This window comes from Azospirillaceae bacterium, assembly GCA_028283825.1.
Classification (GTDB): domain Bacteria; phylum Pseudomonadota; class Alphaproteobacteria; order Azospirillales; family Azospirillaceae; genus Nitrospirillum.
In genome coordinates this window covers 323,865-340,994 of sequence record JAPWJW010000005.1, presented here as the reverse complement: position 1 = coordinate 340,994, position 17,130 = coordinate 323,865, and the positions used below count along the sequence as shown (strand labels likewise).

General features: G+C 69.0%; 15 protein-coding genes and 1 pseudogene. 8 read left to right on the top strand and 8 right to left on the bottom strand.

Features of this window, described 5'->3' with window-relative positions; translation table 11 throughout:
* Positions 1–223: 223 nt before the first annotated feature.
* Entirely contained in the window at positions 224–964 is a 741-nt protein-coding gene (locus tag PW843_28110) for a SapC family protein (GenBank protein MDE1150430.1), read from the top strand.
* A gap of 55 nt (positions 965–1,019) precedes the next feature.
* On the opposite strand, the pseudogene PW843_28105 reads toward PW843_28110, so the two are convergent.
* Positions 1,020–2,136, bottom strand: a pseudogene (locus PW843_28105) (NAD(P)/FAD-dependent oxidoreductase).
* Positions 2,137–2,428: 292 nt separating this feature from the next.
* Between PW843_28105 and PW843_28100 the strand changes: the two are divergent.
* Positions 2,429–3,061: a hypothetical protein gene (locus PW843_28100; GenBank protein MDE1150429.1), complete on the top strand. Its 633-nt coding sequence runs from the start codon at positions 2,429–2,431 to the stop codon at positions 3,059–3,061.
* On the top strand, positions 3,000–4,022 hold the full coding sequence (locus PW843_28095) for a hypothetical protein (GenBank protein ID MDE1150428.1): 1,023 nt from the start codon (positions 3,000–3,002) through the stop codon (positions 4,020–4,022). Before PW843_28100 ends, PW843_28095 begins: the two co-directional genes overlap by 62 nt.
* A 129-nt stretch (positions 4,023–4,151) precedes the next feature.
* Here PW843_28095 and PW843_28090 read toward each other — a convergent pair whose 3' ends face one another.
* The gene (locus PW843_28090; GenBank protein ID MDE1150427.1) at positions 4,152–5,021 is read right to left on the bottom strand and encodes a ferric reductase-like transmembrane domain-containing protein; all 870 of its coding nucleotides are present in this window, start codon (positions 5,019–5,021) and stop codon (positions 4,152–4,154) included.
* A gap of 171 nt (positions 5,022–5,192) precedes the next feature.
* On the opposite strand from PW843_28090, the gene PW843_28085 reads away from it, so the two are divergent.
* From PW843_28085 to PW843_28070, 4 genes are all read left to right on the top strand, one after another.
* Entirely contained in the window at positions 5,193–5,336 is a 144-nt protein-coding gene (locus tag PW843_28085; GenBank protein ID MDE1150426.1) for a hypothetical protein, read from the top strand.
* The gene (locus PW843_28080) at positions 5,333–6,898 is read left to right on the top strand and encodes a DUF4173 domain-containing protein (GenBank protein MDE1150425.1); all 1,566 of its coding nucleotides are present in this window, start codon (positions 5,333–5,335) and stop codon (positions 6,896–6,898) included. The genes PW843_28085 and PW843_28080 overlap by 4 nt, the downstream gene beginning before the upstream one ends.
* A gap of 8 nt (positions 6,899–6,906) precedes the next feature.
* Positions 6,907–7,614 (top strand): response regulator transcription factor, encoded by a 708-nt coding sequence (locus PW843_28075; GenBank protein MDE1150424.1) that lies wholly within the window; start codon positions 6,907–6,909, stop codon positions 7,612–7,614.
* A gap of 858 nt (positions 7,615–8,472) precedes the next feature.
* Entirely contained in the window at positions 8,473–9,231 is a 759-nt protein-coding gene (locus PW843_28070) for a HAMP domain-containing sensor histidine kinase (GenBank protein MDE1150423.1), read from the top strand.
* A gap of 134 nt (positions 9,232–9,365) precedes the next feature.
* Here the strand turns inward: PW843_28070 and PW843_28065 are convergent, their stop codons facing one another.
* From PW843_28065 to PW843_28055, 3 genes are read right to left on the bottom strand one after another with little or no spacing between them, the layout of a single operon-like run.
* The gene (locus tag PW843_28065; GenBank protein ID MDE1150422.1) at positions 9,366–10,580 is read right to left on the bottom strand and encodes a YbfB/YjiJ family MFS transporter; all 1,215 of its coding nucleotides are present in this window, start codon (positions 10,578–10,580) and stop codon (positions 9,366–9,368) included.
* 26 nt (positions 10,581–10,606) lie between these two features.
* Positions 10,607–11,326 carry a glutathione binding-like protein gene (locus PW843_28060; protein MDE1150421.1) on the bottom strand — a complete coding sequence of 240 codons (720 nt, stop codon included), beginning with the start codon at positions 11,324–11,326 and terminating at the stop codon, positions 10,607–10,609.
* A 47-nt stretch (positions 11,327–11,373) separates the two neighbouring features.
* The gene (locus PW843_28055; GenBank protein MDE1150420.1) at positions 11,374–11,955 is read right to left on the bottom strand and encodes a TetR/AcrR family transcriptional regulator; all 582 of its coding nucleotides are present in this window, start codon (positions 11,953–11,955) and stop codon (positions 11,374–11,376) included.
* A 274-nt stretch (positions 11,956–12,229) separates the two neighbouring features.
* On the opposite strand from PW843_28055, the gene PW843_28050 reads away from it, so the two are divergent.
* Positions 12,230–13,567: a hypothetical protein gene (locus PW843_28050; GenBank protein ID MDE1150419.1), complete on the top strand. Its 1,338-nt coding sequence runs from the start codon at positions 12,230–12,232 to the stop codon at positions 13,565–13,567.
* 40 nt (positions 13,568–13,607) lie between these two features.
* Here the strand turns inward: PW843_28050 and PW843_28045 are convergent, their stop codons facing one another.
* From PW843_28045 to PW843_28035, 3 genes are all read right to left on the bottom strand, one after another.
* Entirely contained in the window at positions 13,608–14,855 is a 1,248-nt protein-coding gene (locus PW843_28045) for an FAD-dependent oxidoreductase (protein MDE1150418.1), read from the bottom strand.
* A 115-nt stretch (positions 14,856–14,970) separates the two neighbouring features.
* Positions 14,971–16,200 (bottom strand): membrane dipeptidase, encoded by a 1,230-nt coding sequence (locus PW843_28040; GenBank protein ID MDE1150417.1) that lies wholly within the window; start codon positions 16,198–16,200, stop codon positions 14,971–14,973.
* A gap of 67 nt (positions 16,201–16,267) precedes the next feature.
* Positions 16,268–17,050 (bottom strand): alpha/beta hydrolase, encoded by a 783-nt coding sequence (locus tag PW843_28035; GenBank protein MDE1150416.1) that lies wholly within the window; start codon positions 17,048–17,050, stop codon positions 16,268–16,270.
* Positions 17,051–17,130 lie beyond the last annotated feature (80 nt).

Here is a 17,130-nt window from a genome sequence, read left to right as displayed (position 1 = left end):
AATCCGTCGCCCCTACACGCACCAGTGCCGCTGGCGCGGGAATATTTTTCTCACATTTCCCTGATTTGTACCTTATACCCCGGGTTCCAACCCCGCCATCAACGGTGGTAGGGTAACGGCGCAGCGGGCATACCGCCCCAATTCAAACTTGACCACCACGGGCACGGGCACCACGTCCACGAACGGTGACGCCCCCTCCGATCTTGGGAAATTGGAACAGACGATGAGCACGCAAGCCCTACCGGCCTTCTACCAGCGCCCCCGTCCCCTCCAGGCGGAACGTGACGGCGACCTGTCTCTGGCCGCGATCAAGGACTATCACTTCGCCGCCAACGCCAATTCCGTTCCCGTCATCGCGGCGGAAATGACCCTGGCCTGCAAGGTCTATCCCCTGCTGTTCGTGGACGGCGCCACGCCGCAGGCCGTGGCCCTGCTGGGCCTGCGCAATGGCGAGAACCTGTTCGTGGACGCGGACGGCACCTGGGCCGCCGGTGCCTACGTCCCGGCCTATGTCCGCCGCTATCCCTTCATCTTCATGGAAAACCGCGACCGCGCGGAATTCACCCTGTGCATCGATGAGGCCGCGGCCGCCGTCACCCGGGGCGGGGAGAATCCGCTGTTCGTGGACGGCCAGCCGACGGAGGCCACGCGCAACGCCCTGGCGTTCTGCAGCGACTACCAGGGCCACTATGCCTTCACGGCGGAGTTCGTGGCCGCCGCCGCCAAGGCCGACCTGCTGGTGGAAAACCGCGCCGACGTCACCCTGGCCGATGGCCAGAAGCTGAGCCTGGCCGGCTTCAAGGTCATCGACGAAGCCAAATTCAACGCCCTGCCGGCGGAAGAATTCCAGCGCTGGCGCGAGCGCGGCTTCCTGCCGCTGGTCTATGCCCACTTCGTGTCGATCAGCAACTGGGCCAGCCTGGTGGACCGCACCTCGCAGCGCCCGGTGCCGGTGGCGAATTAAGACGGCCTTGCCTGTCTGACATGGAACGGCGGCCCTCACGGCCGCCGTTTCCATTTCAGGCCCCCAGCAAATCCGCCACCGCTTCGCCGATGGCCAGGGACGAGGTGAGGCCCGGGCTTTCGATGCCGAACAGGGCCACCAGGCCAGGCAGGCCGTGCACCGCCTCACCGTCCAGGCGGAAGTCCGGCTGCGCCTCGCCGGCCCCATGGATCTTGGGCCGCACGCCGGCATAGTCCGGCACCAGGGCGCCGTCGGGCAGGCCCGGCCAGAAGCGGCGGATATAGCGGTAGAAGCCGTCCGCCCGAATAGGGTCCACCCGGTAGTCGGGGGCATCCACATATTCCAGGTCGGGGCCGAAACGGGCCTGGCCGCCCAGGTCGCGGCGGTAATGCACCCCCAGCGCGCCGGGGATGGGCGGCGGATAGACCAGGCGCTTGAACGGCGCCCGGGCGTTCAAGGCGAAATAGCTGCCCTTGCCGTAATGCGCCCGGGGGATCAGCTGGGCGGGGAAGCCCTCGATCTTCGCCGCCACATCCTGGGCTGACAATCCCGGCGCCGTCACCAGCAGGCGGGTGGTGATGGCATAGGGATCACGACCACCGGTGCGCACGGTGAAGCCACCGGGCAGGGGCTCAACCCCCACGACCGGCGTGCCGGTGACGACGGCACCGCCCCGGCCCTCGATCTCTCCCCGCAGCGCCACCATGTAGCCATGGCTGTCGAACACGCCGCTTTCCGGCGACAGCAGGGCGGCCACGGCGCGCAGTTCCGGTTCCAGTGCATGCACTTCCGACCCGGACAGCCAGCGCATGCCCTCGACCTGGTTGATCTCGGCCTGGCGGGCGATGGCCTCCAGGCGGGGGATCTCCGCCTCTTCCGTCGCCACCACCAGTTTGCCGCACTTGTCGTACGTTACGCCGTGCGCGTCCAGGAAGGGGTAGAGCAGGCGGCGACCGGCCACGCACAGGCGCGCCCGCAGCGAGCCGGTCGGGTAATACAGGCCGCCGTGCGCCACCTCCGAAATTGCGGGAGGAGACGCCCTGGCCGATGGCGTCCTCCACCTCCAGCACGGCGACGGTCAGGCCACGCACCGCCAGCGCCCGGCCGCAGGCCAGGCCCACGGCGCCCGCACCCACCACCACCGCGTCGAAATCGGCCTCGAAGCCGGCCATGCAATGCCCCTTAACCCTGGTCAACAAGGGCACAATTGTGCCCACCCGAGCGCTCGTTCCGCAATGCCGCCGATGCTTGGAACGCATGGGTCATTGCGACAACTCAATCTTGTGCAGGACGTTTAAATAAAATTGTTCGGTCCCGCCCATCCGGCGTATTACCTTGGTTAGCTTTCGTTTACCTAAGGAAAATGCCGCAGGCCGTGGGGCCGGCGGTATGGTTTGTCGTGGGGTTACGCATGGGGTTCAGGATGGCCTTCCGCATCGGCCTTGATGATTCCCGGGGGAAGGCATGACGCCGGAGGAAGACCGCACCCGCACGCTGCACGACTTGGTGGAACAGCTGTCGCCGGAGGCCGCGCGCAAACTGTTCGAGGAAGTGGAGGACGCGGAAGACCAGAACCGCACCGTCGTCCGCCGTGCCCTGATCCGCAAGCTGAACGCCCAGCGCCGCGCCCACGCCCGCCGGCAGTTCACGCAACTGTTCGAGCCGTTCCTGGCCGACGACCCCTGGCTGCTGCGCGACGAATTCCATTGCGCCGGTGCCATCCACCCGCTGGACATCGGCGGCCTGTGGTCAGCCTTGGCGGCCAAGCCGTTGGCGCCGCTCAGCCGGTCGGTGGATGAGACACTGACGGCGCTGGCGCAGGAACAACCGCTGTTCATGGTGCTGCGCACGCCCAAGGCCCTGGCCCTGCGGGAGGAGTTGCGCATCACCGCCTGCGACCTGCTGGCCAAGATCCAGAAGGACAAGACCGCCCCCCGCGACCTGCTGGAAACCATCAACGCCTGGCGCAAGGCGGAGGCGGGGCGCAAGTCCCTGGGCGTCAGCCCCCGACCGCTGGTGGCGGACCGACCTGTCGATGTTCAGCCTGCTGCTGGAACACGGCAGCCACTACGCCCGCCTGGCCATGAGCCTGCATGACAAGGACGACCCCGACGGCAATGTCGGGGCCACCGCCGTGCGCCGGTTCGCGCCGGCCGGCGTGCCGCCCACCGTGGCGGCCCAGCTGAACCGCCTGATGCCGCTGGTGCTGCTGAACCGCCACCGGGCCTATCGCCAGATGGCGGGATATCTGGCGCAGGGGCCGGCCGACTGGCAGCCCATGCTGCTGACGGCCCTGGTGCGCCATCTGGGCCGCATCTGCCAGGTCCTAGCGGACGAGCTGTGCCAGCTGGCCGGTGCCGGCGAGGTCGCCCGCCGCCCGCTGGTGGTGCCGGCCGAACGGCGCGACCTGCTGGAACGGGAACTGAACCATCTCAGCGAACTGCTGTCGCTGTTCGAGGAGTTCGAGATGCTGCGCGACGGGCGGGAGACCACCCTGGCCTACGGCCATCTCGACAGCATGATCAAGCGGGTGGAGAACGCGCTCTACCCCTATCTGTCCGTGCGCGTCATGGCGGCGGCCCAGGCCAAGGGCCGCATGGCCATCGACCATGTCGCCCTGACCTGGGTCCTGGGCTTCGTCGTGCGCTGGCGCAACACGCTGAGCCGCAGCCTGCATTGGGGCACCGGCTTCAGCAGCTTCCGCGACCGGCTGGTGGAGGATCTGTCCGACACCTACCACAACGCCTTTTCCAAGCCGGAGATGGGCGACAGCCGCGAACGGCTGGGCCTGGCGGTGCGGGTGGCGGAGCTGTCGCAGGCCATCGGCGCCGACCTACGGGAAAGCATGACCCTGCTGGACCAGGGCTTGGTGCAGACGGCGGCGGAACGCCTGCGCGACACCACGCCGCTGACCGGGGCGGAGAACGGCCTGATCGCCACCCTGCTGGCCAAGGCGCAGGACGAACTGCGCCGCACCCGCCACTGGCGCGACCCGGCGCTGGTGGATTTCGTGGCCCTGGCCGACGGGCGCGGCCTGAAGGATGAGTTCGGGAAGTAGTTCCAGCGGCCCCATGCCGCTGTAGGCTGCGACCGCAGCCGCCGGAGCTTTCCGGGGAGCGCAGCGGACTGGAAAGTGAGGATCAGCCAAGCCGACGGATGTCGGCGCCCGGCGCCTGAGGGACTATCATCAAGCCCGGGCCAGGCGGCGGGCCTTTTGCCGGACGCCGCCCAGCACGGCCGCCAGCGTCATGCCCAGGCCGCCGGCCAGCACGTACCAGGCGGGGCGGATGCCGGCGTCCAGGTCGAAGGCGAGGTTGGCGTCCAGCACCAGATCGGCCGGGATGTGGCGCACCAGCTGGAAGCCCAGCGCCTCCACCCCCGCCGTGGCGGCGGCCACCACGACGCTGAAGGCCAACAGCAGCGGGACGGAGCGCACGGGGCTGCCCATGCGCTCGGCCAGCAGCCGGTTCAGCAGGCGATAGCCCAGCAGCCAGGCCAGCCAGCCCGCCATCAGCGTCGGCTCCGTCACATCGGCCTTGGCCTGCATGAAGTAATGGATGATGCCCAGCACGGCGATGGGATAGGCCAGCAGGTGCAGCCGCCGCCAGCGCAGGCCGCCCAAGGCGCGGATCATGCCGTCGGTGGAGGTGATGCCCAGCGCCACCAGGCCCAGCAACGCCACAAAACCGATGGCCAGGTAGACGCGGTGGATGATCTCCGCCGCGACGTGGGGCAGGTCCAGCGACTGGTCGGCGACGTAGCCACCGAAATGCACCACGGCGTACAGGCAGGCGGCCACGCCCACGCGCCGCCGCACGCCCATCAGGGCCGGCCAGCGCGCCACCCGCGACAGCGGCGTCACCAGCAGGGACAGCAGCAGGAACCGGAAGGTCCAGAGCCCGACCTCATGGATGAAGGCGGTGTAGGGCCGGGGGCCCAGCCGGCCCAGGAAGGCATCGGCGACGACCAGGACCATGGGCAGGCACAAGGCCGCCAGCACCCCGGTCAGCAACCAGGAGAAACGACCCGTCCGGTCCCGCCATAAACGCCAGTCCATCACCCTACCCTATACGGCCGTCGAGCCCGTCAACGTGGGGGCGGCGCCCGATGGCGGCAAGGGTGATGCGGATGCCCTAACGCCGCACCTGCACGAAATCTGCACAAAATTGCTGAAAACCTACACGGGGGCGCCGAATTGGCTGCGTGTTCGACGGGCATACAGGGCGGCATGACCGTCGCCGCCACCCCCATCGCCGCCCCCGCCCTTCCCCACACCGTCCTACGCGACGGCTGGTGGCTGGCGCGGCCACCCCGCCCGCCGGCGATCATCCTGCCCTTCCCCACCCCGACCCAAAAGACCAAGAAGCCATGACCGACACCCTGGCCGTTTCCAACGCCGCCCCACCCCTGGGCGGCGACGCCCCCCGTCTGCACGCCGGCATCCTGCTGGTCGGCTTGGCCACGCTGGCCACCTGGCTGTTCTACGATCCGCCTTTGGGCGTGGCCTTGCCCCTGTTCCTCATCTTGCTGTGCGCCGCCGCCTTGGCCCTGACGCCCATCACCGCGGGCTTGCGGCCGCGGATGCTGGCGTTCGCTGCCATGATCGCCGTGCTGGCGGCCCTGGTGAACGACGTCGGCACCCTTTCCCTGTCATTGGCCATCATCGCCATTGCCGGGGCCTTGCTGGCGCTGACCGGCCGGTGGCGGGACGGGCTGGGGGCCAAGGCGATGGCCATCGGCGCCCTGCTGGTCACCGGGCCCAAGCGGCTGGTGGCCGACAGCCTGGATGGTTGGGCCTGGTGGTGTGAGCGGCAACGCGCGCCCATCCTGCTGCCGCTGGTCATCCGCTGGGCCGTGCCGGTGGGGTTGGGTCTCATTTTCTGCCTGCTGTTCGCCAGCGCCAATCCCCTGCTGTCGCTGTGGCTGTCCCGTCTGCCCTGGGCCGCGGCCGGCGATCTGGTGGACATCCGTCGCCTGCTGTTCTGGGTTGCGGCCCTGGCCCTGATCTGGCCGTTCCTGCGGCTGGTCGCGCCCAAGGCCATGGTGGCGGCGGCAAGGTTGCCGCAAGCGGAGGGGCTGGGGGCTTGGCGCGCGCTGCTGCTGAGCCCCGCCACCCTGGTTCGCGCGCTGGTGCTGTTCAACGGCCTGTTCGCCCTGCAATCCGCCCTGGACCTGTTCTACCTGTGGACAGGGCACGCCCTGCCCGACGGCATCACCCACGCCAGCTACGCCCACCAGGGCGCCTATCCGCTGGTGGTGACCGCCCTGCTGGCGGCTGCCTTCGTGCTGCTGGCCCTGGGCCGCCAGGCACCGTCGCGGCTGGTGACTGGCCTGATCATCGCCTGGGTGGCGCAGAACATCCTGCTGGTGCTGTCCGCCATCCTGCGCCTGGCGGCGTATGTGGCAGCATATTCGCTGACGGAATTGCGCCTCGCCGCCTTCGTCTGGATGGGGCTGGTGGCGACCGGCCTGGTCCTGATCCTGGTCCGCATCGCGCTGGATCGGCCCAACCGCTGGCTGGTGGGCGCCAACCTGTGCACCCTGGCGCTGACCTTGTATGCGCTTTGCTGGATCAACAGCACCGCGCTGATCGCCGACTACAACGTCGCCCATTGCCAGGAAATGGCCGGCGACGGCCCATCGCTGGATTGGATTTACCTGGCGCGCCTGGGACCTCAGGCCCTGCCGGCGCTGGATCATTACCGCGCCGCGTTGCAGGATCGGGCATCCCCGCTATCGACCACGGACGAAAAGGCCCTGACGGACCGGGAAGCCACGTTGAAAGCCGGCTACCAAACCCGCCTGGCCGACTGGCGCAGCTGGAGTTTGCGGGAGGAACGCTTGCGGCACTACCAGGCGGCGCACCCGGATGGTATCGATCTGGAGGGGGGCCCCCGCGACGGGGCGGCCGCCCGCGCCGAAAGCCAGCCTTGATGGGGACCATGCACCGCATCCTTGTCGTGGACGATGATCCGCACATCCGGGACGTCCTGTGTTTCGCCCTGGAAAAGGCCGGCATGGCGGCGGATTGGGCCGGCAACGGCGTGGAGGCGCTGGACCGGGCGGCGCGCACCCCGCCCAGCCTGGTGGTGCTGGACGTGGGCATGCCGGAGATGGACGGGCTGGAGGTCTGCCGCCGGCTGCGCCGCACCTCGGACGTGCCCATCCTGTTCCTGTCCGCCCGGGATGAGGAGATCGACCGTGTCCTGGGGCTGGAGATCGGTGGTGATGACTATGTCACCAAGCCGTTCAGCCCGCGCGAACTGGTGGCCCGCATCAACGTCATCCTGCGCCGCGCCCGGGGCGGGCCGGCGGCGGAATCACCGGCCGCCCCGCCCCTGACCCATGGCGCGCTGGTGCTGGACGGCGGCGCCCACCGCGCCACGGTCGCCGGCCGCGACCTGGGCCTGACGGCGCGGGAATTCATGATGGTGAAGACCCTGGCCGCCCGACCGTCGCAGGTGTTCAGCCGCAACCAGCTGATGGACGCCGCCTATCCCGACAATGTCCATGTGTCGGACCGCACCATCGACAGCCACGTGCGCAACATCCGCGCCAAGTTCCTGGCGGCCGGCAGCGCGGACGGGGTGGAGACGGTGCACGGCGTCGGTTTCCGCCTGGGAGCGTGTACGGGCGGCAGCGCCCCGTGACGCCCATCCGCATCAAGACCAAGTGGCGCCCGTCGCTGGGCATGGTCGTGGTCGCCGTGCTGCTGGCCGTGGCGGCGTTGCCGCTGGCCAGCCTGTTCTTCTTCCGCCTGTATGAGAACCAGCTGGTCCGCCAGACGGAGGCGGAACTGATCGCCCAGGCCAGCGTGCTGGCCGCCGCCTACGCGCAAGGGGTGGAAGAGGCCGCACCGGCCCCCACCCTGTCGTCCACGACGGTGGCGGCCCCCGACCCGGCGGAGCGTTTCCATCCCATCGAACCGGGGCTGGACCTGGCGGGCGACGACGTGCGGGGCGCCCGCGATGCCGCGGTGCCGGCGACGGCAGCCATCGACCCGACCCTCCAGGCCGTCGGCGACCGGGTCTACGCCCTGGCGCGGCGGGCGCAGGACGTCACCCTGTCGGGCGTGCGGGTGCTGGACTTCAACGGCACCGTCCTGGCCGGCAACGAAGAGGTCGGCCTGTCGCTGGCGTCGGTGCCGGAGGTGGCGGGCGCGCTGGCCGGCCATTACCAGGGGGCGCTGCGCGTCCGCCAGTCACAGCACGCGCCGCCGCCGCTGTATTCCATGAGCCGGGGCACCGGCATCCGGGTGTTCGTGGCCCTGCCCGTCATCGTCGGCGATGGCGTGACCGGTGGGCATGTGGCCGGCATCATCTATGCCTCGCGCACGCCCAACAACATCTTCCGCCACCTGTATGGCGAGCGGCACAAGGTGGCCCTGGCGGGCGGCGGCATGCTGGCCATCATCCTGGCCGTGGCCTTCGTCTTTTCCCGCACCATCACCCGCCCCATCCACCAGCTGGTGCGCCAGACCCGGGAACTGGGCGTGGACTCAAGCGGCGATGGCAAGCCGACCGTCGACACCGCATGCCCCGCATTACGGCACGCGGGAAATCGCCCTGCTGTCGCAGAGCTTCCAGGACATGGCGCGGCGCCTGTCGGACCGCTCACGCTACATCACCACCTTCGCCGCCCATGTCAGCCACGAGCTGAAGTCGCCGCTGACCGCCATCCAGGGGGCGGCGGAACTGCTGCACGACGATCTCGAGGGGGATGGGCCACCGATGGACGCGGCCCGCCGCCGCCGCTTCCTGGGCAACATCCTGGCCGACACGCGGCGCCTGACCGCCCTGCTGCAACGCTTACGCGACCTGGCGCAGGCGGACAACCCGGTGCGGGGCGGCCGCTGCACCCTGGCGGAGGCGTTGACGGACGTGCGCACGCGGTTCCCCGGCCTGGCGATCACCATCGCCGGGGCGGCGGAGACGGCGGTGGCCATGTCGGCGGAGAACGCCGTCATCCTGTTCAGCCACCTGGCCGACAACGCCGGGCGGCACCATGCCACCACCCTGACCATCGACATCGCCGAACGCGACTGGGCGGTGGTGGCCACCGTGGCCGACAACGGCGACGGCATCTCCTCCAGCAACGCGCCCAAGGTGTTCGACGCCTTCTTCACCACCCGGCGGGACAGCGGCGGTACCGGCATGGGCCTGCACATCGTGCAATCGCTGCTGCGGTCCCACGGCGGCGACATCCGGCTGACGGATGGCACCGGTTCCGGCGCGACGTTTGAGGTGACCTTGCCGCCCGTTGTTTAGGTTCCCTCAAGCGCCGGGCGGGCGCATCCGCGCCCTTGGCTTGTCCTCAGTTTTCAGTCCGCTAACGCTCCCCAAAAACTTCCGGCGGACGCCGTCGCGTCCTGCAGCGGCATGGATCGTGCCGCTGGTGTGGGTTAGCGCTTGCCCGCGACCGCCGCCGCTAGGTCGGCAATCACGGCGATGGCGAAGGCCGCGGCACCGCAGGTGAAGATCAGGGCGTAGTTCTGGCCGCTGTGGCTGAACAGGTAGGAATAGGCATAGCCGGCCAGGGCCTGGAACAGGGCGAAGGCGGTGGTGGCGTGGCTCCACGCCGCCTGCTGCTGCTTGTGGCTGTGGGGCAGCAATTCGCGGATGCGGCCCAGCACCAGGGGCACGATGCCGGGGGTGAACAGCCCCAGGATGACGGTCGCCAGGCCGATGGCCAGCGGATGACCCGACACGGCCAGCAGGCCCATGGCCCCCACCTGCAAGGCCAGCGACAGGCGATAGGCCCGCCCCGCCCCCATGCGGTCGGCCAGGGGCCCGCTGAGCATGGGGCCGGCAATGGCCGCCAGGCCATACAGCACCCAAAAGAGCGCCCCCACCTCGGCCCCCCGCCCCAGGCCGCGCGCCACGTAATCGACCAGCAGCACCATGGCCGGCACCAGGCCCAGGGCGTTCAGGGCGTATTCGGCGTACAGCACGCGCAGCAGGCCACCGCTCCGCCCGCCCTCCACGTCCGCCACGGGTGCCGGGGCCGGCAGGTCATGGGCCGGCCAGCCGAACCAGCTGACCGCCGTCAGCAGCAAGGCCAGCCCGCCCAGCCCCACCCAGGTCTGCACCAGGCCGATGCGCAGCAGGGCCGGCACCAGGGTGCCGGACGCGGCGATGCCCAGGCCCAAGCCGACGAAGATGATGCCGCTGACCAGGCCGCGCCGGGCCGGCGGGATGTGGGGCAGGATGCTGGTCGCCACCAGCACCATGATGGCACCGCCGGCCAGGCCCGACAGGAAACGCCAGGCGAAGAACCAGGTGACCGACAGCGGGAAGGCGCAGGCGAAGAAGGCCGCCGTGACCGCCACCATCATCAGCCGCAGGGCCCAGCGGCTGGTCAGCGCCGCCGCCAGCGGCCGGCCCAGCAGCGCGCCGGCCAGATAGCCGGCGAAGTTGGCGGCACCCAGGGTCACCACGTCGGCCGCCGAGAACCATCGCGCCCCGATCAGCACGGGGATCAGCGGCGTATAGGCGAAGCGCGCCAGGCCGATGGCGACCAGGCTGCCGCATAGGCCGGCAACGGCCGCCATCCAGGATTTGGCGGACAGGCGGGGGGCGGCGTGGGCCGTGGCCCCGCCGGTGGTGACGCTGGACATGACGATGCCTTTGGCCCGGATGGGTGTTACTTGGTGGGACTGCCGCCGGCCGACGTGCTTTGCGCCGTCTGGCCGAACAGGATCTTCTTGCCCTCTTCCGTCACCGTGGGGCGGGTACGCAGCGGCTCGCCCTTGGCATAGGCGCGGACGGTGGCGGGGCGGGCGGCCACCGCCTGGAACCAGCGCTTCAGGTTGGGGAAGTCGTCCAGGTTCTGCTGCTGGCGCTGCCACGGCACGATCCAGGGATATATCGCCATGTCGGCGATGGAATAATCGGCGCCGGCCACGAAATCCCGTCCCGCCAGCCGCCGGTCCAGCACGCCGTACAGGCGGTTGGTCTCATTGACGTAGCGGTTCATGGCGTAGGGGATCTTCTCCGGCGCATACTGGACGAAGTGGTGGTTCTGCCCGGCCATGGGGCCCAGGCCGCCCATCTGCCAGAACAGCCATTCCGTCACGGCTTTCCGCCCCCGCACATCGGCGGGCAGGAAACGCCCGGTCTTTTCCGCCAGGTACAGCAGGATGGCGCCGCTCTCGAACACGGTGATGGGCTCGCCCTCATCCGCCGGTGCGGTATCGATGATGGCCGGCATGCGGTTGTTGGGCGAGAAGGCCAGGAAGTCCGGCTTGAACTGGTCACCGGCGCTGATGTCCACCGGGTGGATGCGATAGTCCAGGCCGGTTTCCTCAAGCAGCATCGTGATCTTGTGGCCATTGGGCGTGGGCCAGTAATAAAGCTCGATCATCGCGGCACCTTTTCTTTCGGATCATTGGGCTTTGGGGCCATGGGGGATCAGTGGATCGGGTCCAGCAGGGCCAGCGCCGGGCGGGCCATGCCCTCCAGCACCGCGCGTTCAGGAGCCGTGCGCGCCATGACGCGGATGCCCAGCACCAGCCCCTGGAACAGGCGGGCCAGGTCATCCGCCGGCTGCGATGCCGCGATGCTGCCGTCGTCCTGGCCAGCCTGGATGTGGCGCCGGAAGAAGGCGTGGATCTGCGCGAAGGCGGCGGAAATCTCTTCCCGTACCTCCACCGCCGCGGCATCCAGGGTAATGTTGACCAGCATGCAGCCGCGATAGGCCGGGTCGGCCAGCGAGCGGTCAATGACGTCGGCCATGAAGCCGGCCACGGCATCGCGCGGCGCCAGCCCGTCCAGCCGGGCGATGCGCTGGTGCAGCGTTTCCTTCAGGTACAAATCTAGCGCCTTCAGGAACAGGCCGCGCTTGTCGCCGAAGGCGTTGTAGAAGCTGGCGGTGGTCAGGCCCATGCGGGCGGCCAGATCGCGGGTGCCGGCCCCGCCATAACCCATCGCCCAAAAGCCATCGATGGCCGCCTTCAGGGCCTGGGTCTCATCAAACTCACGCGGTCGCGCCATGGTTCTGTACCGTTCGCTCTAAAACACAGCCTCAATTTAGAGCAGTCGATACAAAATGCAAGGGCAATGCTACCCCCATTTCCGTCAAAGGAAATCGACAACCATTGATGGCTCATTCATCACGCTATACAATTAATTCCGCGCGCCTGGTCGATTTGACCGCCAGCCATCCGCGTACCGGGCCTGGGCTGCCTTCCTGACGATAAATCCAATGGTCGCGAACCACCGCCATCAAGGCGGCCATCGTGGACATATGCCGGAGAGGGGAACGGCGATGGAGAAAGTGCCGGTCGTCTTTGGGTTGGTGATCGCCGCCGGCTTGGGCGGCTACCTCGCGATCCTGTTGCGCAGCGTCGTTTCCCTGACCTACGGCCTGCTGTCCGTATTGCTGAGCCTGATCATGGCGGCCCTGCCGATCGCGATCTGCCTGGTGCAAACCAAATCCAAGGACAGGACGCTGAAAAAGCTGCTCAGCCTGTCGGATGAGCCCGTGGCGAAAAGCACCTATTATCGCATCGCCAAGATATCGGTCGGCGCCATCAATCCCGTGGCCCTGGGCAGTGATTACCTGCTGCCGATCATCGTGCTTTTCTCGGTCACCTCGGTCTCATTCATTTCCATGTACTTCTCCCTGGATTTCAACCACATGCTGGAAATCCGGAATCCGCTGCTGGGCGGCGCCCGCATGCTGACCACGACAGACCCCTTGGAGATCAAGGCGTACCAGGAAGGAACCTTCACCGTCGGGGCGATGGCCTTCATCGGCGCCTACGTCTACATGCTGTACCGGCTGTTGGATCGGACCAACAACAACGACATCTATCCCATATCCCTCTATTACTACGCGGCTCGTATTCCCATCGCCACGCTGATCGCCGCCGTCCTGCGGCAGTCGATCCCACAGACCACGGCGGAACTGTCCGTCCTGCTGCCCTTGCTGGGCTTCGTCGTCGGGTTGGCCCCGGACCTTTTCCTGGTGACGATGACGCGGCGCGCGTTCCAGTTCATCAAGGTCTTCGGCGTCAAGGATGACCCGCCGGTCGAGGCCCGTCCGCCGGCCATGCCGCTGCTGATGCTGAACGATCTCAGCCGCGACAAGATCGACCGCCTGCAGGAACTGGGAATCGACAGCGCCCAGGTTCTCGCCTGCCAGAACCCCTTCATCATCTGGCCCAGGCTGCCCTACGATCTGGGCCTGATCGTCGATTGGATCGCGGCGGCCCAGCTTTATGCCCTGCTGGGGGCGGCGGGGCTGGAGAAGGCGCGGGCCCGCTATGTCACCGACATCTTCGACCTGCACCTGCGCCTGGGCAAGCCGGCGGCGGCGACAGCGCTTTGCCAGACCCTGGATTTGACGTCAGCGGAGGCGGAGGGCCTGGTGGCGCAGCTGGAGGCCGACCAGTCCTTCACCCGGCTGCGCGAGGTCCGCGACCAGTTGCGCCCGGAGTCACGGGATGCCGCCCATGGGGATGACCTGCGCACACGCCCCCACCCCGCCGCCCGCACCCATCGCCGCCAACCCCACGCGCACGTGGACATAACGCAGGTTCCCGCAGGCGTGGTCATCACGGCGGTGACGGTCCCGCCGCCGGCAAACCCAGGGGGGCTGTAAACCGTGCCGATGCGCCGGACGGCCAGGAAATCCGACTGGGTCAGTGGGTATTCACAGGACGCCCCACGCCCATCTCCTTCAACGGCACCGCCGCGTCGGCCAGCAGCGCCGGGGCGATGACGGCGCCGGCCGTCACCAGCGCCTTGCCCTGGACGAAGTCCTTCATGGCGTTGACGCAGTCCAGCGCGATGACCCGGCCCTGCCGCAGGTAGATGACGGAAAAGCTGTGCGCGGCCCGGTCGCCCCGCAGGATGGCGGTATCGTGCCCCGTCGACAGGCCGACGGTCTGCAGGCGCAAATCATATTGGTTGGACCAGAAGGCGGGGACGCCCGGCACCGCAGGCTCGCCACCCGCCAGGTGCTGGGCCACGACCTGGGCCTGGTCCATGGCGTTCTGCACGGATTCGATGCGGATTCGGGCACCGTCCGCATAGGCGCTGACCTGCGCCGCGCAGTCGCCGATGGCGTATACGCCGGACAGGCTGGTACGACACAGGGTGTCCACCTCCACACCGTTGCCGCCGGCCGCACCGGCGGCGCGCAACGGCGCAACGGCCGGTTCGACGCCGATGCCGGCGATGACCATGTCGGCCGGCAGGGTCGCGCCGTCGGCCAGCCGCACCGCCGCCACCCGGCCGTCACGACCCGCCAGGCCGGTAACGACGGCGCCCAGGTGGATGTCCACACCCCGCGCGCGGTGCGCCTGTTCATAGAAGCGCGACAGCGCCTCACCGGCCACGCGGGCCAGGACGCGCCCCTGCCCCTCCAGCACCGTGATGTGTTTGCCGGCCCTGGTGAGCACGGCCGCCGCCTCCAGCCCGATGTAACCGCCGCCGACCACCACGATACGCGCCACGGACGGGAGCTCGCCGCGCAGCCGGTCCACGTCGTGGCGGGTGCGGATGGTGTGCACGCCGGCCAGATCATGCCCGGCGCAGGACAGGCGCCGGGCGTCGCCGCCGGCCGCCCACACCAGGGTGCCGTAGCCGCACGTTGTGCCATCGTCCAGCGCCACGGTTCGGGCCGTTGCATCCACCGCCACCACCCGCCGGCCTGTCACCAGATCCACCGCCCGGTCCGCCCAGAAGGCGGCCGGGCGCAGCAGCAGGCGATCGAACACCCGCTCCCCCGCCAGATAGTCCTTGGACAGCGGCGGGCGTTCGTAAGGCGGGTCCGGGTCGGCGCCGATCAGGCGGATGGTGCCGCCGAATTTCCGCTGCCTCAGGGCCTGGGCCAGATGGGCGCCGGCATGGCCGGTGCCGACGATGACGATGTCGCTGTGTTCCATAAGTCCGATCCGCTGACGGCTCACCCCAAATCAGCGCCGCCGGGCGCCCCTGGCAAGGCCGCAAGCGGGCACGCTTATGTTGCAGGATCGTCATCGCCGCCGGACTGAAGACGTCTCACGCCCCCCAGACGTCGCGGGCGAAGCGCAGGACGTTGCCGCCCAGGACCTTGTCGATGCGGGCGGGCTTGTGCCCGCGCTTGGCCAGCAGTTCGGCCAGGTGGGTGAACTGGCCGGGGCCGCGCAGATCGACCACGAAGGGGTAGGTATCCGCGGATTCACCCTTGGCGCTGATGCCGGCGGCGCGGCGTTCCTGGATCTCTTCCCGCAGGACGGCGCGATAGTCGTCCAGACTGTCGATGGCGGTGACGTCGCCGTCGGTGCCGATGGCGACGTGGTCCTCACCACAGACGGTGAGGGCGTGTTCCAGGTGGCGCACCAAATCCTCGGCCTTGGCATGGCCGTCGGGCGCCAGGAAGGGCATGAAATAGATGCCGACCACGCCACCGCCTTGGGCCACGCCGCGCAGTTCCGCGTCCGTCTTGTTGCGCGGCAGGTCGCACACGGCGCGGCAGCCGGTGTGGCTGATGGTGATGGGGCCCTTGGCCACCGCCAGCGCGTCCAGGCAAGTCTTCTCGCCACTGTGCGACAGGTCGACCATGACACGGGCGGCCTGCAGGCGCCGTACCGCCTCGCGCCCGAAATCGGTCAGGCCGGTGTTGGGCGCCATCGACCCCGCCCCCAGCGGGTTGGCCGGATTGTAGGTCAGCTGGATGATGCGCACACCCAGATCGGCGAACAGGTCCACCCGGTCCAGGTCGGCACCCAGTTGCACCGCGTTCTGGAACCCATAGATGACGCCCAGCTGGCCGGAACCTTGCGCCGCCACGATGTCGGCCGCGCTGTACACCTTGCGCAGATCGGCCGGATGTTCGCGGATGAAGCGGTCCCAGCGGCCGATGTCACGCACGGTCGATTCGAACGGGTCCTGGGGACCGGAGACGTAACCCAGGGTCAGGTTCACGGCGTTCAGGCCGGAACGGCGCACGTCGGCCAATGCCCGCGCGTCCACCTGGGCGGTCGGCACATCCGGCAGATGCGCCGCCGCCGACTGCGGGTCCCGCTTGGCAGTCACCGCCAGGTTGGGGTTGGAGAAGCCGCCGAGGAAATTGATGACGGGCGCACGCACGGCAGGCTCCACAGCAGAAGGACGGTCGGGATTGGTGGGGGGTGGCGGCACGGCGCCGTCGGGCGCGCGGGCATGGGCCAAGGCACCACGCGCCGCGGCGGTGCCCGCCATGGTGAAGGCAGCACCGGCCAGCACGGCACGGCGGTCCAGCATCGTCATCCTTGTCCCTTCCCCCACCTGTTCCCGGCATCACGATTGCCCAAACGCGCGCGGAAGGAAAGCCGGATTACCGGTTGAGTGCACGGGTGAAATCGGCGATCAGCCGCGCCACCTCCCCGGGCGATTCCAGCATGGACAGGTGCCCCGTCCCCGGCAGCACGTGCAGCGTCGCCTGGGGGATGCGCGGCAGCAGTTCGGCGCGCAGCAGGTCCACCGTATCGACCCGGTCCGCCTCACCGGCGATGACCAGGGTGGGCACGTCGATGGCGCCCACCACATCCCTGATATCCTCAAGGCTGGTGGCGTTGGGCCAGGCGGCCTTGGCCGGCGGCGCCCCCCGCAGGCTGTCCGCGATGACCTGTTCCCGGTCCCGCGGGCTCAGCGGCTTGGCCGTCAGCACATGGTCGATGGTGGCCTCCACCGACGCGCGGGACTCATAGGCACACGCCATCATCGCCCGCGCCTTATCCGGCAGGGCCATGGGTTGCGGCGGCGACGGCGCCATCAGCACCAGGCCCACCAGCCCCGCCGGACGGCGCGAGGCCAGCAGTTGGGCCACCTTGCCGCCCATGGAATGGCCGACCAGCACATAGTGCCGCAGGCCCAGGGCCCGGATGACGCCCTGGGCGTCATCGGCCAGATCGGCCAGGCCGTAGCCGCCGGCCGGCGCGTCGGACTGGCCCCAGCCGCGATGGTCGAGGGCGATGGTGCGGTGGGACGGCGCCAGGGCGGCGGTGACATGACGCCAGGTGCACGACGACCCGCCCCAATAGTGCAGAAAGACCAGCGGCGGTTCCCCCCGCCCCTGTTCCTCCACATGAATCCGGATGCCGTTGGATGCGATTTTCATGGGTACGCCCTTTCTCACGCCATACGCCCAACCGAACGTGGCGGGGCTGGCGGGAAGGATGGATCACGTATCATTGGGCG